Annotated in this window: 13 protein-coding genes; 9 read left to right on the forward strand and 4 right to left on the reverse strand. The window is 62.6% G+C overall.

The window, feature by feature from the left end; translation table 11 throughout:
• The first annotated feature begins 10 nt into the window (after nt 1-10).
• Both BFV63_RS05765 and entF read left to right on the forward strand, forming a co-directional pair.
• A complete protein-coding gene (locus BFV63_RS05765; RefSeq protein ID WP_003858806.1) occupies nt 11-223 on the forward strand; it encodes an MbtH family protein in 213 nt (70 codons plus the stop codon).
• Nucleotides 220-4,077: an enterobactin non-ribosomal peptide synthetase EntF gene (gene entF / locus BFV63_RS05770; protein WP_048241183.1), complete on the forward strand. Its 3,858-nt coding sequence runs from the start codon at nt 220-222 to the stop codon at nt 4,075-4,077. Before BFV63_RS05765 ends, entF begins: the two co-directional genes overlap by 4 nt.
• 88 nt (nt 4,078-4,165) lie before the next feature.
• Here entF and fepC read toward each other — a convergent pair whose 3' ends face one another.
• The 3 genes from fepC to fepD are packed head-to-tail and all read right to left on the reverse strand — an operon-like array spanning nt 4,166 to nt 6,956.
• The gene (fepC, locus tag BFV63_RS05775; protein WP_045335842.1) at nt 4,166-4,966 is read right to left on the reverse strand and encodes an iron-enterobactin ABC transporter ATP-binding protein; all 801 of its coding nucleotides are present in this window, start codon (nt 4,964-4,966) and stop codon (nt 4,166-4,168) included.
• Nucleotides 4,963-5,952: an iron-enterobactin ABC transporter permease gene (fepG, locus tag BFV63_RS05780; RefSeq protein ID WP_072139725.1), complete on the reverse strand. Its 990-nt coding sequence runs from the start codon at nt 5,950-5,952 to the stop codon at nt 4,963-4,965. The genes fepC and fepG overlap by 4 nt, the downstream gene beginning before the upstream one ends.
• Nucleotides 5,952-6,956, reverse strand: a complete 1,005-nt coding sequence (gene fepD / locus BFV63_RS05785; protein ID WP_022650567.1) for a Fe(3+)-siderophore ABC transporter permease — start codon at nt 6,954-6,956, stop codon at nt 5,952-5,954. The genes fepG and fepD overlap by 1 nt, the downstream gene beginning before the upstream one ends.
• A gap of 108 nt (nt 6,957-7,064) precedes the next feature.
• Here fepD and entS point away from each other — a divergent pair, with 108 nt between their 5' ends.
• Entirely contained in the window at nt 7,065-8,312 is a 1,248-nt protein-coding gene (gene entS / locus BFV63_RS05790; RefSeq protein ID WP_045335841.1) for an enterobactin transporter EntS, read from the forward strand.
• A gap of 46 nt (nt 8,313-8,358) precedes the next feature.
• Here entS and fepB read toward each other — a convergent pair whose 3' ends face one another.
• Nucleotides 8,359-9,318 (reverse strand): Fe2+-enterobactin ABC transporter substrate-binding protein, encoded by a 960-nt coding sequence (gene fepB, locus BFV63_RS05795; RefSeq protein ID WP_023324291.1) that lies wholly within the window; start codon nt 9,316-9,318, stop codon nt 8,359-8,361.
• A 188-nt stretch (nt 9,319-9,506) separates the two neighbouring features.
• On the opposite strand from fepB, the gene entC reads away from it, so the two are divergent.
• From entC to cstA, 6 genes are all read left to right on the forward strand, one after another.
• Complete coding sequence (gene entC, locus BFV63_RS05800; RefSeq protein ID WP_023324292.1) at nt 9,507-10,682, forward strand: isochorismate synthase EntC; 1,176 nt, start codon at nt 9,507-9,509, stop codon at nt 10,680-10,682.
• 9 nt (nt 10,683-10,691) lie between these two features.
• Nucleotides 10,692-12,302, forward strand: coding sequence for a (2,3-dihydroxybenzoyl)adenylate synthase EntE (entE, locus tag BFV63_RS05805; protein ID WP_023324293.1), 1,611 nt, complete (start codon nt 10,692-10,694; stop codon nt 12,300-12,302).
• A gap of 10 nt (nt 12,303-12,312) precedes the next feature.
• Nucleotides 12,313-13,167: an isochorismatase gene (locus BFV63_RS05810; protein ID WP_017382510.1), complete on the forward strand. Its 855-nt coding sequence runs from the start codon at nt 12,313-12,315 to the stop codon at nt 13,165-13,167.
• Nucleotides 13,167-13,919 (forward strand): 2,3-dihydro-2,3-dihydroxybenzoate dehydrogenase EntA, encoded by a 753-nt coding sequence (gene entA, locus BFV63_RS05815; RefSeq protein ID WP_022650573.1) that lies wholly within the window; start codon nt 13,167-13,169, stop codon nt 13,917-13,919. Before BFV63_RS05810 ends, entA begins: the two co-directional genes overlap by 1 nt.
• Entirely contained in the window at nt 13,919-14,332 is a 414-nt protein-coding gene (gene entH, locus BFV63_RS05820) for a proofreading thioesterase EntH (RefSeq protein ID WP_015571173.1), read from the forward strand. Before entA ends, entH begins: the two co-directional genes overlap by 1 nt.
• 149 nt (nt 14,333-14,481) lie before the next feature.
• Complete coding sequence (gene cstA / locus BFV63_RS05825) at nt 14,482-16,587, forward strand: pyruvate/proton symporter CstA (protein WP_015571172.1); 2,106 nt, start codon at nt 14,482-14,484, stop codon at nt 16,585-16,587.
• The last annotated feature ends 32 nt before the right edge of the window (nt 16,588-16,619 follow it).

Consider the following 16,619-nt stretch of genomic DNA (forward strand, 5'->3'; position numbering starts at 1 on the left):
CGGAGTCTGTATGGAATTCAGCAATCCTTTCGATAATCCGCAGGGACAGTTCGCCATTTTGCAAAATGACCAGGGGCAGTACAGCCTGTGGCCGCAGCAGTGCGAGTTGCCCGCGGGCTGGCGCGTGGTCTGCGAACCGCAATCTCAGGAGGCGTGCCAGCAGTGGCTGGCGGAACAGTGGCAGACGCTTGAGCCGTTTTATTTTGCGGGGGAGCGCGCATGAACCGTCTCCCTCTTGTCGCCGCCCAGCCGGGGATTTGGATGGCAGAGCAGCTTTCCTCCCTGCCAAACGCCTGGAGCGTCGCGCACTATACCGAGCTGAAAGGCGCTATCGATGCGCCATTGCTGGCAAAAGCCATCGCTGAAGGCATGATGCAGGCCGACACCCTGCGGATGCGTTTTGCCGAAGATCACGGTGAGGTGTGGCAGTGGATCGATGAGGCCATGCTCCTGCCGGAGCCGTCCATCGTGCGCGTTGACTCCCACGACGCCGCCGTGGCGCTGATGGAGGCCGATCTCAAGCAGAACCTGCGCGTCGACAGCGGTCAGCCGCTGGCGTTTCACCAGCTGATTCAGGTGGGAGAAAGCCACTGGTACTGGTATCAGCGGTATCATCATCTGGTGGTAGATGGCTTCAGTTTCCCGGCCATTACGCGTCAGATCGCCGCCATTTACGCTGCGTGGCAGAAAGGGAAACCCGCGCCCGCCTCCCCGTTTACCCCTTTCGCCGAGGTGGTGGAGGAGTATCAGCGCTATCGCGACAGTGAGGCGTATCAGCGCGACGGTGCTTTCTGGGCCGAACAGCGCCAACAGCTTCCTTCTCCGGTCTCGCTCTCTTCCGCGCCCCTGCCTGGACACGCCGCCACCACCGACATCCTGCGCCTGAAAATGGCGATGGACGGACGTGCTTTCAGCCAGCTTGCACAGATGGCAGGCCAGGCGCAGCGTACCGATCTGGCGCTTGCGCTGGTGGTGCTGTGGCTGGGCCGCCTGACCGGACGGCTGGACTACGCCGCCGGGTTTATCTTTATGCGCCGCATGGGCTCCGCCGCGCTGACCGCGACCGGACCGGTGCTCAACGTCCTGCCGCTGGCGGTGAATATTCGCCCGCACGAGAGCCTGCCGGAACTGGCGCTGCGCCTGGCGAACCAGCTGAAAAAGATGCGTCGCCATCAGCGTTACGACGCCGAACAGATCGTGCGCGACAGCGGACGTGCCGCAGGCGATGAAGCCCTGTTTGGTCCGGTGCTGAACGTCAAGGTGTTCGATTATCAGCTGGATATCGACGGCGTGGAGGCCATTACCCACACGCTGGCGACCGGCCCGGTGAACGATCTGGAGCTTGCGCTGTTCCCGGACGAGCAGGGCGGACTGAGCATTGAGATCCTCGCCAACGGGCAGCGTTACGACGAGGCGACGCTAAAGGGTCACGCGGCGCGGCTGAACGCAATGCTGACGCAGTTTGCCGCCAACCCGGACCTGCGCTGTGGCGACGTGGAAACCGTATCAGAGCAGGAGTATGCCCGGCTGGCGCGCATTAACGATACCGGGCTGGCGCTGCCGTCCACCACGCTGGCGGATCTGGTCGCGGAGCAGGCGAGCAAAACGCCGGACGCCCCCGCGCTGGCGGATGCCCATACTGAACTGAACTACCGCCAGATGCGCGAGCAGGTGGTCGCGCTGGCAAACCTGCTGCGCGCGCGCGGCGTGAAGCCGGGCGACAGCGTGGCGGTGGCGCTTCCGCGCTCGGTATTCCTGACGTTAGCCTTGCACGGCATTGTGGAGGCGGGCGCCGCGTGGCTGCCGCTCGACACCGGCTACCCGGACGATCGCCTGCGGATGATGCTCGAGGACGCGAAGCCGTCCCTGCTCATTACCACCGACGAGCAGCTTCCGCGCTTTAGCGATCTGCCGATCGCCACCTTTAGTTACAACACACTATTACCGGCCACCGATGCTGAACCTCTGCGCCTGGCGAAGCCGGAGCAAACCGCGTACATCATCTTTACCTCCGGTTCGACGGGACGTCCAAAAGGGGTGATGGTCGGCCATACCGCCATCGTTAACCGCCTGAAGTGGATGCAGGATCATTATCCACTGACGGCGCATGACGTGGTGGCGCAGAAAACCCCGTGCAGCTTTGACGTGTCGGTGTGGGAGTTCTGGTGGCCGTTTATCGCCGGGGCGAAGCTGGTGATGGCCGAGCCGGACGCGCACCGCGATCCGCAGGCGATGCAGAGCTTCTTCGCAGAATATGGCGTAACCACCACCCACTTCGTGCCGTCGATGCTGGCGGCGTTCGTCGCCTCGCTGACGCCGGAAAACGCCCACTGTTGCAGGACGCTGAAGCAGGTGTTCTGTAGCGGCGAGGCGTTGCCGACTGCGCTGTGTCGCGAGTGGGAACTGCTCACCCATGCGCCGCTGCACAACCTCTATGGCCCGACCGAAGCAGCGGTGGACGTCAGCTGGTATCCGGCGTACGGCCCCGAGCTGGCGGCGGTGGAGGGCAACAGCGTGCCGATCGGTTTCCCGGTATGGAATACGGGGCTGCGCATTCTGGATGCGATGATGCGCCCGGTACCGTTCGGCGTGGCGGGGGATCTGTATCTCACCGGCATCCAGCTGGCGCAGGGGTATCTGGGACGCCCCGACCTTACCGCCAGCCGCTTTATCGCCGACCCGTTCGCGCCGGGCGAGCGGATGTACCGCACCGGTGACGTTGCCCGCTGGCTGGATAACGGCGCGGTGGAATATCTGGGCCGCAGCGACGACCAGCTGAAAATCCGCGGACAGCGCATCGAGCTGGGTGAAATCGACCGGGCGATGCTGTCGCTGCCGGACGTGGCTCAGGCCGTGGCGCACGCCTGCGTGTTCAACCAGGCAGCGGCGACGGGTGGCGATGCCCGCCAGCTGGTGGGGTACGTGGTTTCTGAATCTGGCTTACCGCTGGACCGCGACGCGCTGCTTGCATCACTCAAAGCCCAGCTGCCACCGCATATGGTGCCGGTGGTGCTGCTGCAAATCAGCGCGCTGCCGCTGAGCGCCAACGGCAAGCTGGATCGCAAGGCGCTGCCGCTGCCGGAGCTGACCAGCAGAACTTCCGGTCGCGCACCTGAGACGCAAACCGAAGTGGCCGTGGCGCAGGCGTTTTCTTCCCTGCTGGGCTGCGCGGTGAACGATATCGAGGCCGATTTCTTTGCCCTCGGCGGCCACTCGCTGCTGGCGATGCGCCTCGCGGCTCAGCTCAGCCGTGCGTTCAGCCGTAAGGTCACGCCGGGGCAGATTATGGTCGCCTCGACGGTAAGCAAGCTTAGCGCCCTGCTGGACTCGCAGATGAGCGACGAGCAGGCGCAGCGTCTGGGGTATGAAACCCTTCTGCCGCTGCGTGAAAGCAACGGCCCGACGCTGTTCTGCTTCCATCCGGCGTCCGGCTTTGCCTGGCAGTTTAGCGTCCTGGCGCGCTACCTCAGCCCGCGCTGGTCCATCGTCGGCATTCAGTCGCCGCGGCCAAACGGCCCGATGCAGCAGTGCGCGGATCTCGATGGGGTGATCGAACATCATCTGAACACGTTGCGTAAGCAGCAGCCGCAGGGGCCGTATTACCTGTTCGGCTATTCCCTCGGCGGCACGCTGGCGCAGGGCATTGCGGCGCGTCTGCGCGAGCAGGGTGAAAACGTAGCGTTCCTCGGCCTGCTGGATACCTGGCCGCCGGAAACCCAGAACTGGGCGGAGAAAGAGGCCAACGGTCTTGATCCGGCGGTGCTGGCAGAGATCGAGCGCGAACGTCAGGCGTTTATCGCCGCCCAGCAGGGGCAGGGCTCCAGCGAGCTGTTTAACGCCATTGAGGGCAACTACGCCGACGCGGTGCGGCTGCTCACCACCGCACACAGCGCGCGCTTTGACGGTAAAGCGACGCTGTTTGTCGCCGAGCGAACGCGAACCCAGGATCCTCAGGCCGCGTGGGCGCCGTGGGTGGGCGAGCTGGAGGTCTACAGCCAGGACTGCGCCCACGTGGATATTATTTCACCGCAGGCGTTTGAGAAAATTGGGCCGGTACTGAAGGAAATTTTAGGATAGTGCAAATGCCCCTCACCCTAACCCTCTGCCACGGGGAGAGGGGATGGTTTGCTCCCTCTCCCTGTGGGAGAGGGCCGGGGTGAGGGCATCAGACCGCACGTTTTCCAAGCGGCACCACCAACGGCGTACCCGCCACCGGATCGTCAATAATCATGCAGCGCATGCCGTAGATCCGCGCGATCAGCTCTGGCGTCACAATCTCCTTCGGCGCGCCCTGCGCCACAATCTCGCCGTCGCTCAGCGCAATCAGATGCGTCGCGTAGCGGCACGCCTGGTTTAAGTCGTGCAACACCGCCGCCAGGGTGTACCCCTGCGTACGGTTCAGCTCGCTCAGCAGCTCCAGCAGGTCAATCTGATGGCTGATATCCAGCCAGGTCGTCGGCTCGTCCAGCAGCATGATCGAGGTTTCCTGCGCCAGCACCATTGCGATCCACGCGCGCTGGCGCTGTCCGCCGGAGAGGGTATCGACGCTTTGCTGGGCCAGCTCGGTGATGCCCGTCGCCTGCATCGCGCGCTTCACGGCCTCGTCGTCCTCCTTGCGCCAGCGGGTAAACAGCGGCTGGTGCGGATAGCGCCCGCGGGAGACCAGCTCCTGCACGGTAATATCCCCCGGCGTGGTGGCGTTTTGCGCCAGCAGACCAATTCGGCGCGCCACCTCTTTGCTGGCGAAGCGCTGGATCTGCTCCCCGTCGAGGAACACGCAGCCCTCAACCGGCGACATCAGGCGGCTCAGCGTGCGCAGCAATGTTGATTTGCCGCAGCCGTTTGGCCCGATAATGGCGGTGAAGTGGCCGTCCGGAATGGCAACGGATAAGTCCCGGGCAATGATTTTTTTGCCGTAGCCGAGGGTCAAGTTTTCGCCGCGCAAGCGGGTGGTTAAATCTGTCATTTCTTGCGTGACTCCTGAACGAGCAAGACGATGAGGTAAATCCCGCCGAGGCTGACGGTCACCACGCCCACCGGCAGTTGATAAGGCGTAAACAGCCGCTGGGCGCAGAGATCGGCGGCCAGCAGTAATACTGCACCGCACAGCGCCGCCTGGGTTAATCCCCAGCGCGCGGTGCCGCTAAGTCGCCGCGCGATATGCGGCGCGACAAGGGCAATAAACGAGATCGGCCCGGCGATGGCGGTAGACGCTGCGGTCAGCAAGACCGCCACCAGCATCAGCATCAGGCGCGAGCGCTCTACGCTCACGCCCAGCGCGCAGGCGCTGTCGTCGCCCATCTCCAGCAGCCGCATGCGCCTGACCAGCAGCAACGCGCCGATAAACATCAGGATAATCAGCGGCGCGGCGGGCCAGGTTTTTACCCACGTCAGACCGTTGAGGGAACCGGCGTACCACAGCCCGGCGGAGAGTGCGGTTTCCAGCGACGCCTGTAGCAGAAGCCAGGTGTTAAACGCCATCAGCATCGCGCGGATGCCGATCCCGATGATGATCAGGCGGAAGGTGTCGATGCCGTTGCGCCAGGCCAGGGCCCAGATAAGCAGGGAGGTGAGAATGCCGCCCGCCATCGCCGTAAAGGTAATGGCCGTGAGATGCTGCCCGAACAGCACCATCGCCACCAGCACGCCGCTCCACGCGCCGGTATTCAGGCCCATCACGTCCGGGCTGCCGAGGGGGTTACGCATCAGCGACTGGAATATCGCGCCGCTGACGCCAAGTGCTGCGCCAACCAGGATCGCCATTGCCACGCGCGGCAGTCGCCATTCGGTGACCACCATGGTGATGTTACGCGGCGCGCTGCCGGTGAGAGCGTGAAAGACCTGCGCGAAATCAAGCGTTACGGCACCGCTTTGCAGGCTCCAGACCGCCAGCAGCAGACAGGCGACGACCAGCAGGGCGACGCTGGTGAGTAAACGACGGGACGGGGCCATCATGCGCCACCCCCGCGTCTGCGTCGTACCAGGAAGATCAGCACCGGCGCGCCGATAAAGGCGCTGACCACCGAGACACGCAGTTCGCCCGGCACCAGCAGGCGGCCCAGCACGTCGGCAAATAGCAGCAGGGCAGGGGTCGCCAGCAGCGTTACCGGGAGGGACCAGCGGTGATCCGCCCCCACCAGCCAGCGCGCCATGTGCGGCATCATCAGGCCGATAAAGGCAATCGGGCCGACTACGGCGGTCGCGCTGCCGCAAAGCACGGTGATGGCAAGCAGGCCCGTCAGCTGCGTACGCGCCACGCGGTTGCCGAGAGCGGTCGCGGTGTCACTGCCGAGGCTCAGGCTGTTCAGCGCCCGGCTTAAACAGAGCGCCACGGCGGCAGCGACGCTCGCCGGGATCACCACCACTTTTAAGGTTTCAAGGGTACGAATATCCAGCGAACCCGCCTGCCAGAAGCGCAGCTGGTCATACACGTCCGGGTTGAGCAGGGCGATGCCGTTGGACAAGCCTTCCAGTACCGCCGCGAGCGCTACGCCCGCCAGCGTTAAGCGTACCGGGCTGAGCTGTCCGCCGCCCTGGCTGCCGGTAAACGCCACCACCAGCGAGGCGGCCAGCGCGCCGCAGAAGGCCATCACCAGCTGTTCAGACGGAGAGGTGAAACCAAACAGCGCCGCGCCGAGCACAATGGCGAAACTGGCACCAGAGTTCACGCCGAGAATGCCAGGGTCCGCCAGCGGGTTGCGGGTGAGGGTTTGCATCAGGGCACCGGCAAGGCCGAGCGCACCACCGGCCAGCAGGCCGGCAAGGGTGCGGGGCAGGCGAGCGTCGAGCACGATGGTGCAGTCGGCGCTCTGACAGGTACCGGATAGCGCATCGACAATAACGGACGCGGGCAGCGGTTTTGCGCCGACCAGCAGGCTGAGTGCAATCGCAAGGATTAGCAGTAGCAATAAAACGGGCACGGCAAGGGCGCGCACCGCAGAAGAGGAAAACGACATAGCAACATCCATGATTTGATAATGATAGTGATTATCGTTATCTATCTTATTTGGCTATGTTAGCATGTGCGCCCATGGAATGGGTAGAAATAGACTCAAGGCTTTGTCATGAATCAAAAATCCTGGCTGCTTAACCTCAGCCTGCTCAAAACACACCCGGCGTATCGCGCCGTTTTTATCGCTCGCTTTATCTCCATTTTGTCCCTCGGTTTGCTTGGTGTGGCCGTGCCGGTGCAAATCCAGACCATCACTCACTCCAGCTGGCTGGTAGGGCTATCCGTCACCTTAACCGGCGGGGCGATGTTTATCGGCCTGATGGTGGGCGGCGTGCTGGCGGACCGCTACGAGCGTAAAAAGCTTATCCTGCTGGCGCGCGGCACCTGCGGGGTGGGCTTTGTCGGGCTGTGTCTGAACGCCATGCTGCCGGAGCCGTCGCTGATGGTGATTTATGCCCTGGGCCTGTGGGACGGCTTTTTTGCCTCGTTAGGCGTGACGGCGCTGCTGGCGGCCACGCCCGCGCTGGTCGGGCGCGAGAACCTGATGCAGGCGGGGGCGATCACCATGCTCACCGTGCGCCTCGGCTCGGTGATTTCGCCGATGGTGGGCGGTCTGCTGCTGGCGACCGGCAACGTGGCGTGGAACTACGGCCTTGCCGCAGCCGGAACCTTTATCACCACCCTGACGCTGCTGCGTCTGCCGCTCCTGCCACCGCCGCCGCAGCCGCGCGAGCATCCGCTGAAGTCCCTGATGGCCGCGATTCGTTTTCTGTTCAGCAACCCGTTAATTGGCGGCATTGCGCTGCTCGGCGGCCTGCTGACGATGGCGAGCGCCGTGCGCGTGCTGTACCCGGCGCTGGCGGGCGAGTGGCAGATGAGCGCCTCAGAGATTGGCGTGCTGTACGCCGCCATTCCGCTTGGCGCCGCGTGTGGGGCACTGACCAGCGGCAACCTGGCGCAGAGCGCGAGACCGGGGCTGATCATGCTGGTGGCGACGCTGGCCTCGTTTATCGCGATTGGTTTCTTCAGCCTGATGCCGGTGTGGGCGCTGGGGGTGATGTGTCTGGTGATTTTTGGCTGGCTGAGCGCGGTCAGCTCGCTTTTACAGTACACCCTGATCCAGACCCAGACGCCGGAAGGGATGCTCGGGCGCATTAACGGCCTGTGGACCGCGCAGAACGTGACGGGCGATGCAATTGGCGCGGCGATCCTCGGCGGGATGGGGGCGATAATGACCCCGGTGGCGTCGGCGAGCAGCAGCGGGTTTGTGTTAGCGATGGTTGGCGCGATCTTACTGGTGACGCTGGTGGAATTGCGGCGGTTCAGGCAGGAGGTCGCGTTGAACGACGGTGCGGCCTGATGCCCTCACCCCGGCCCTCTCCCACGGGGAGAGGGAGGAAAAATGCCTACTTAAACAACGCATTCAATCTGTCTAACACCAGCATCGCGCTGTAATAATCCAGGCGGAACGTCTCCGTTCCCAGCGCCCAGACGCGCTTGTTCTTCACCGACGGCAGATGCGCCAGCAGCGGATTGGCGTAAATCGCATTCACGTCTTTCTGGTCGCCGGCAAACACGAACAGTCCTTCGCCGTTCAGCCCCGTCGCCAGATTTTCTCCACCCAGCTGAATAATGTCGTGGCGCTTGCCCTGGCTTGTTGAGGTCTGCAAACCGGCAGGCAGGTCCGCCAGCGTAAAGCCCAGCTGGTGCAGCAGCTTGCCCTGCGCGGAGTCTGTCGTCCACAGGTTCGCCGTGTGTGCCGCGGCGGTGTAAACGATGGCGTTCACCGGCTGTGGCGGCAGCTTCATCTGCTGCTTCACCTGGGCGAGCTGTTTATCGAAGGCAGCGATGCGCTCTGCGGCCTGTGTCTCCTGCCCGGTGATCGTCCCCAGCTGGGTCAGCAGTTCCTGCCAGCTTTTGTCGTCGTAATTGATGATAAGCGTCGGCGCGATGGCGGAAAGCTGATCGTAGAGCGCAAGCGCGGAATCCCCGCCGGTGGCGCTGATCAAAATCAGGTCCGGCATCTGGGCCGCGACCGCTTCGGCGCTCGGCTCGCCGATGTACAGCCGGGCAACCTTACGCTGCTTCGCGATATCGCCCCACTGACGTAAAAAGCCCTGCGCATCCGCCACGCGGTTGTTCGGCGTGGTCGCTCCGCTGGCAATGACCGGCGCGTCAATGGCCAGCAGGGAGCCGGTTAAGGTCACGCTGGTGGAGACAATGCGCGTCGGTTTGCTCTCAAGCGTGTGAACGCCGCGGCTGTCGGAGACCTGGCGCGGCCAGTCGTCGGCGGCGGCTGAGGTTAGTCCTAAAACAAAAAGTCCTGTTAAAAGAAGGGCATTGCGGCAAACGGCAGCGATTTTCACAGAGCGGCATCCTGATTTTATTGAAGATAATGCTTCTCATTTTCATGGCTGTAGGGAAGGGATGCAAGCGTTTGTCGCACAAGTTATTTGCCCGACGGTTGACAGCGGGGCGATGTGGGATTAGGTTAGCCGACGAAAATATAAATGATAATCATTATTGCTTCTTTTATCATTTTAAGGAGGATGATATGGACACGTCCCTGGCTGAGGAAGTTCAGCACACCGCGACTACGCTGCAAGCAGATAGCTTTTTCTTTATGTCGCCTTACCGCAGTTTTACCACGTCCGGCTGTTTTGCCCGTTTTTCTGAACCCGCCGTCGGCGGTGACGATCCGGCGGGTCCCTTTCAGCAGAAATTAGCTCAGGCTTTCCGGAATGCGAAAAACAGCGGCATTGCCCATCCGGTGATGGTAGGGGCGATCCCCTTCGATACCCGCAAACCGTCATCGCTGTTTATTCCGCAACGCTGGCAAACCTTCTCCCGCCCGGCGCGTCAGCAGTCCGCACGCTACGCCTCCGGCGCGCAGACGCTGAACGTGCAACAACGCACCGAGATCCCGCCGCAGCCGATTTTCGAGGAGATGGTGGCCCGCGCCGCGTCGCTCACAGCCACGCCGCAGGTGAATAAGGTGGTGCTGTCGCGCCTGATTGATATTGCCACCGACAAACAGATTGATAGCAGCGCGCTGATGGAGCGTCTTATCGCCCAGAACCCGGCGAGCTTTAACTTCCACGTACCGCTGGAAGACGGCGGCGTGCTGCTGGGCGCCAGCCCGGAACTGCTGCTGCGTAAAGAGGGCGCGCACTTTAGTTCGCTGCCGCTGGCGGGCTCTGCGCGCCGTCAGCCGGACGATGTGCTGGATCGCGAAGCGGGCACTAAGCTGCTGGCCTCCGAAAAAGACCGTCACGAGCACGACCTGGTAACCCAGGCGATGAAAACCATTCTGGAACCGCGCAGCCATCATTTGAGCATGCCGGCTTCCCCGCAGCTCATTACCACCCCAACGCTGTGGCATCTGGCCACGCCGGTTGAGGGTGACGCGCGTGAAAACGAGAACGCCCTGACGCTGGCCTGCCTGCTGCACCCGACCCCGGCCCTGAGCGGTTTCCCGCATCAGGCGGCAAAAGAACTCATTGCCGAGCTGGAGCCCTTCGACCGCGAACTGTTCGGCGGCATTGTTGGCTGGTGCGACAGCGAAGGTAACGGCGAGTGGGTGGTAACTATCCGCTGCGCGCGGCTGCATCAAAATACCGTTCGCCTGTTTGCCGGCGCGGGCATTGTGCCTGCTTCCTCCCCGGTGGGCGAGTGGCGCGAGACGGGCGTGAAGCTCTCCACCATGCTCAACGTGTTTGGTTTGCACTAAGGAATACTCATGACCATCCCTTTTACCCGCTGGCCTGAGGATTTTGCCCGGCGCTACCGTGAAAAAGGCTACTGGCAGGATCTGCCGCTGACCCACATCCTGACGGACCATGCGGACAGCGATGCGGTCGCGATAATTGACGGCGATCGCCGCATTACCTACCGCGCGTTTAATCAGGCGGTGACGAATCTGGCGTCCGCCCTTCAGGCGCAGGGGCTGCATCGCGGCGAGACCGCGCTGGTGCAGCTCGGCAACGTGGCCGAGTTCTACATCACCTTCTTCGCGCTACTGCAAATCGGCGTCGCGCCGGTCAACGCGCTCTTTAGCCATCAGCGCAGTGAACTCAACGCCTACGCGGAGCAGATCAAACCCGCCGTACTGATTGCCGATCGCGACCACGCGCTGTTCTCGGGCGATGATTTTCTCAACACCTTTGTGGATGCGCATCGCTCGGTACGCGTTGTGCTGCTACGCGGCGATAAGGGCGAACACGCGCTGGAGGCGGCGATTTCACGCCCGGCGGACAATTTCATCCCGAACCCGACGCCCGCCGACGAAGTGGCGTTCTTCCAGCTCTCCGGCGGCAGCACCGGCACGCCGAAGCTGATCCCGCGTACGCACAACGACTACGACTACAGCATTCGCCGCAGCAACGAAATCTGCGGTATCACTGCGCACACCCGCTATCTGAACGCGCTTCCCGCGGCGCACAACTACGCCATGAGTTCGCCGGGATCGTTAGGCGTTTTCACGGCGGGCGGCTGCGTGGTGCTGGCGAACGATCCGAGCGCCACGCTCTGCTTCCCGCTGATTGAGCAGCATCAGATCAACGTCACCTCGCTGGTGCCGCCCGCGGTCAGCCTGTGGTTGCAGGCGATTGCCGACGGCGCGGGGAACGCCCAGCTGAAATCCCTCGAACTGCTCCAGGTAGGCGGCGCACGTCTCTCCGCCACGCTTGCGGCGCGCATTCCGGCGGAAATTGGCTGCCAGCTTCAGCAGGTGTTTGGCATGGCGGAAGGGCTGGTGAACTACACCGCCCTCGACGATGCGCCGGAGCGCATCATCAATACCCAGGGCCGCCCGATGTGCCCGGACGATGAAGTGTGGGTGGCGGATGAGGACGGCAACCCGCTGCCGCGCGGGGAAGTCGGGCGTCTGATGACGCGCGGCCCGTATACCTTCCGCGGCTATTTCAACAGCCCGGAACACAACGCCAGCGCCTTTGATGCCAACGGTTTCTACTGCTCGGGCGATCTGATCGCCATCGACGAGCAGGGTTACATCACCGTGCAGGGGCGCGAGAAAGATCAGATCAACCGCGGTGGCGAGAAGATCGCCGCCGAAGAGATCGAAAACCTGCTGCTGCGCCACGACGCGGTGATCCACGCCGCGCTGGTGAGCATGGAGGACAGCCTGCTGGGCGAAAAAAGCTGCGCGTACCTGGTGGTGAAACAGCCCCTGCGCGCGGTGGAGGTGCGACGCTTCCTGCGCGAGCAGGGCGTTGCCGAATTTAAGCTGCCGGACCGCGTGGAGAGCGTGGATGCGCTTCCGCTCACGCCGGTCGGCAAAGTTGATAAGAAACAGTTGCGCCTGTGGCTTGCTGAACGCGCCCGGGGCTGAGGAACAGAGAATGGCCATTCCAAAATTAACCGCATACGCGCTGCCAACCGCCGCCGAACTGCCGACCAGTAAAGTGAACTGGGCGTTTGAACCGGAGCGCGCCGCGCTGCTGATCCACGATATGCAGGAGTACTTCCTGAACTTCTGGGGCGAAAATAGCGACATGATGCAGCAGGTAGTGGCGAACATCGCTAAACTGCGCGCGTACTGCAAAGAGCACAATATTCCGGTGTACTACACCGCGCAGCCGAAAGATCAGAGCGATGAAGACCGTGCCCTGCTGAACGACATGTGGGGGCCGGGCCTGACCCGTTCGCCGGAGCAGCAGCGCATCGTCGCTGAGCTGACCCCGGATGAAGCGGACACCGTGCTGGTGAAGTGGCGCTACAGCGCGTTTCACCGCTCGCCGCTGGAGCAGATGCTGAAAGAGACCGGGCGCAACCAGCTTTTGATCACCGGCGTATACGCCCACATCGGCTGCATGACCACCGCCACCGACGCCTTTATGCGCGACATTAAACCGTTCTTTATCGCCGACGCGCTGGCGGATTTCACCCGCGACGAGCACCTGATGTCGCTGAAATACGTGGCAGGGCGTTCGGGCCGCGTGGTGATGACCGACGAGCTGCTGCCGTCCGTTCCGGCAACGAAAGCCGCGCTGCGTGAGCTGATCCTGCCGCTGCTGGACGAGTCCGACGAGCCGATGGATGATGAAAACCTGATCGACTATGGTCTGGATTCAGTACGGATGATGGCGCTCGCCGCCCGCTGGCGCAAAGTGCACGGCGACATTGATTTCGTGATGCTGGCAAAAAATCCGACCCTCGATGCCTGGTGGGCGCTGCTCTCCCGCGAGGTGAAGTGATGGCTTTTGATTTTACCGGTAAAACCGTCTGGGTGACGGGCGCGGGTAAGGGCATTGGCTATGCGACCGCGCTGGCATTTGTGGAGGCCGGGGCGCAGGTGACCGGGTTCGATCTGGCTTTCCCTCACGGCGAATATCCGTTTGCTACCGAAACGCTGGACGTGGCGGATGCGGCGCAGGCGAGTGACGTCTGCGGGCATTTGCTCAGCAGCCTTGAGCGGCTCGACGTGCTGGTTAACGCAGCGGGCATTCTGCGTATGGGCGCGACGGATCAGCTTTCGCCGGAGGACTGGCAGCAGACCTTTGCGGTCAACGTCGGCGGCGCGTTCAACCTGTTCCAGCAGACGATGGGCCAGTTCCGTCGTCAGCAGGGCGGGGCGATTGTGACCGTAGCCTCTGACGCGGCGCACACGCCGCGCATAGGCATGAGCGCCTACGGCGCGTCGAAAGCGGCGCTGAAAAGCCTGGCGCTGACAGTCGGGCTGGAACTGGCGGGCAGCGGCGTACGCTGTAACCTGGTGTCGCCGGGTTCAACGGATACCGACATGCAGCGCACCCTGTGGACCAGCGACGATGCGGAACAGCGGCGCATTCGCGGCTTTGGCGAGCAGTTCAAGCTTGGCATTCCGCTCGGTAAAATTGCCCGTCCGCAGGAGATTGCTGCGACCGTGCTGTTCCTGGCATCCGATGCCGCCAGCCATATCACCTTGCAGGATATCGTGGTGGACGGCGGCTCCACGCTGGGGGCGTAATGATCTGGAAACGTCATTTAACGCTCGAGGAGCTGAACGCCACCAGCCTGAATACGATGGTGGGGCACCTTGGCATCGTCTATACCCGCCTCGGGGACGATACGCTGGAAGCGGAGATGCCGGTGGATGCGCGCACCCATCAGCCGTTTGGCCTGCTGCACGGCGGCGCCTCGGCGGCGCTGGCGGAAACGCTGGGCTCGATGGCCGGTTTTCTGATGACCCGTGACGGGCAGAACGTGGTGGGTACGGAACTGAATGCCACGCACCACCGCGCAGTCTCACACGGTAAGGTACGCGGCGTGTGTCAGCCGCTGCATCTGGGCCGTTCCAGCCAGAGCTGGGAGATCGTGGTGTTCGACGAGCAGGGACGGCGGTGCTGTACCTGTCGGTTGAGTACGATGGTGTTGGGGTAAGTCATTCAGCTGAAAGTGATCGGCTTAACACTGTGGTGTAAATCTCTGGTTTGACCACGCATTATTGCGTTTCAAAGTTGTTAAATTTTACCCGTTGTTCTAGAAACAAAATGTAACATCTCACTGTTTCACAACAACGGACAACAACTATGAACAACTCAGGGAAATACCTTACGTGGGCGGTGCTCTCCGTGGTGGGAGCCTTTGCCCTGGGCTATATCGCCCTCAACCGGGGGGAGCAGATCAACGCGCTGTGGATCGTCGTCGCCTCCGTCTGCATTTATCTGATCGCATACCGTTTTTATGGCCGCTATATCGCAAAGACGGTGCTGGGCGTAGACGGCACGCGCATGACGCCTGCCGTGCGCCACAACGATGGTCTGGACTACGTGCCGACCGATAAAAAAGTGCTGTTCGGTCACCATTTCGCGGCGATTGCCGGGGCAGGCCCGCTGGTGGGGCCGGTACTGGCCGCGCAGATGGGCTACCTGCCGGGGATGATCTGGATCCTCGCGGGGGTGGTGCTGGCGGGCGCGGTGCAGGACTTCATGGTGCTGTTCGTCTCCACCCGTCGCGACGGTCGTTCGCTGGGTGAGCTGGTGAAAGAAGAGATGGGGGCAACCGCCGGGGTGATTGCGCTGGTGGCGACCTTTATGATCATGGTGATCATCCTCGCGGTGCTGGCGATGATCGTGGTGAAAGCCTTGACCCACAGCCCGTGGGGAACCTATACCGTCGCCTTCACCATACCGCTGGCGCTGTTCATGGGGATCTACATTCGCTACCTGCGTCCGGGGCGCATTGGTGAAGTGTCGGTGATTGGCCTGGTATTCCTCGTGTTCGCCATTATCTCCGGCGGCTGGGTGGCGGAAAGCCCGACCTGGGCACCGTTCTTCGACTTCACCGGCGTGCAGCTGACCTGGATGCTGGTAGGCTACGGCTTCGTGGCGGCGGTGCTGCCGGTATGGCTGCTGTTGGCCCCGCGTGACTACCTCTCTACCTTCCTGAAAATCGGCACCATCGTCGGGCTGGCGATCGGCATTCTGATTATGCGCCCGACCCTGACCATGCCTGCGCTGACCAAATTTATCGACGGTACCGGCCCGGTCTGGACCGGCAACCTGTTCCCGTTCCTGTTTATCACCATCGCCTGTGGGGCGGTGTCGGGCTTCCACGCGCTGATTGCCTCCGGGACCACGCCGAAGATGCTGGCGAATGAGAATCAGGCCTGCCTGATTGGCTACGGCGGCATGCTGATGGAGTCCTTCGTGGCGATTATGGCGCTGGTCTCCGCCTGCATTATTGACCCGGGCGTGTATTTCGCGATGAACAGCCCGATGGCGGTCCTGGCTCCGGCGGGCACCGTTGACGTGGTCGCTTCCGCCGCGCAGGTGGTGAGCGGCTGGGGTTTTGCGATTACGCCTGAAACGCTGACGCATATCGCTAATGAGGTCGGCGAGCAGTCGATTATTTCCCGCGCAGGCGGGGCACCAACGCTGGCGGTGGGCATGGCCTACATCCTGCACGGCGCGCTGGGCGGGCTGATGGATGTCTCGTTCTGGTATCACTTCGCCATTCTGTTCGAGGCGCTGTTTATTCTGACGGCGGTGGATGCCGGTACGCGTGCGGCACGCTTTATGTTGCAGGATCTGCTGGGGGTGATCTCCCCGAACCTGAAACGTACCGATTCACTCCCGGCTAACCTGCTGGCGACAGCGCTGTGCGTGCTGGCGTGGGGCTACTTCCTGCATCAGGGCGTGGTCGACCCGCTGGGCGGGATTAACACCCTGTGGCCGCTGTTCGGTATCGCCAACCAGATGCTGGCGGGCATGGCCCTGATGCTCTGCGCGGTAGTGCTGTTCAAGATGAAGCGCCAGCGTTACGCATGGGTGGCGCTGGTGCCAACGGCGTGGCTGCTGATCTGTACCCTGACCGCGGGCTGGCAGAAAGCCTTCAGCCCGGACAACAAGGTGGGCTTCCTGGCGATCGCCAACAAGTTCCAGGCGATGATCGACAGCGGTAAGATCCCGGCACAGTACACCGAATCTCAGCTGTCGCAGCTGGTGTTTAACAACCGTCTGGACGCCGGGCTGACCATCTTCTTTATGGTGGTGGTTGTGGTGCTGGCGTTGTATTCTCTGAAAACCGCGCTGGCGGCGTTGAAAGTCGACAAACCGACGGCGAAAGAGACGCCGTATGAGCCAATGCCTGAGAACCTGGACGAGATTGTCACCCAGGCGAAAGGGGCGCATTAACATTACCAAACCCCCTCACCCCACCCCTCTCC

The sequence above is a fragment of the Enterobacter hormaechei subsp. xiangfangensis genome (assembly GCF_001729785.1).
Taxonomy (GTDB): domain Bacteria; phylum Pseudomonadota; class Gammaproteobacteria; order Enterobacterales; family Enterobacteriaceae; genus Enterobacter; species Enterobacter hormaechei_C.

What these genes read in the sequence shown, in the direction of transcription:
- fepD (WP_022650567.1), bottom strand. Translation starts at nt 6,956, where the DNA reads ATGTCGTTTTCCTCTTCTGCGGTGCGCGCCCTTGCCGTGCCCGTTTTA.
- entS (WP_045335841.1), top strand. Translation starts at nt 7,065, where the DNA reads ATGAATCAAAAATCCTGGCTGCTTAACCTCAGCCTGCTCAAAACACAC.
- entC (WP_023324292.1), top strand. Translation starts at nt 9,507, where the DNA reads ATGGACACGTCCCTGGCTGAGGAAGTTCAGCACACCGCGACTACGCTG.
- BFV63_RS05810 (WP_017382510.1), top strand. Translation starts at nt 12,313, where the DNA reads ATGGCCATTCCAAAATTAACCGCATACGCGCTGCCAACCGCCGCCGAA.
- fepC (WP_045335842.1), bottom strand. Translation starts at nt 4,966, where the DNA reads ATGACAGATTTAACCACCCGCTTGCGCGGCGAAAACTTGACCCTCGGC.
- entH (WP_015571173.1), top strand. Translation starts at nt 13,919, where the DNA reads ATGATCTGGAAACGTCATTTAACGCTCGAGGAGCTGAACGCCACCAGC.
- entE (WP_023324293.1), top strand. Translation starts at nt 10,692, where the DNA reads ATGACCATCCCTTTTACCCGCTGGCCTGAGGATTTTGCCCGGCGCTAC.
- entF (WP_048241183.1), top strand. Translation starts at nt 220, where the DNA reads ATGAACCGTCTCCCTCTTGTCGCCGCCCAGCCGGGGATTTGGATGGCA.
- entA (WP_022650573.1), top strand. Translation starts at nt 13,167, where the DNA reads ATGGCTTTTGATTTTACCGGTAAAACCGTCTGGGTGACGGGCGCGGGT.
- fepG (WP_072139725.1), bottom strand. Translation starts at nt 5,952, where the DNA reads ATGGCCCCGTCCCGTCGTTTACTCACCAGCGTCGCCCTGCTGGTCGTC.
- cstA (WP_015571172.1), top strand. Translation starts at nt 14,482, where the DNA reads ATGAACAACTCAGGGAAATACCTTACGTGGGCGGTGCTCTCCGTGGTG.
- BFV63_RS05765 (WP_003858806.1), top strand. Translation starts at nt 11, where the DNA reads ATGGAATTCAGCAATCCTTTCGATAATCCGCAGGGACAGTTCGCCATT.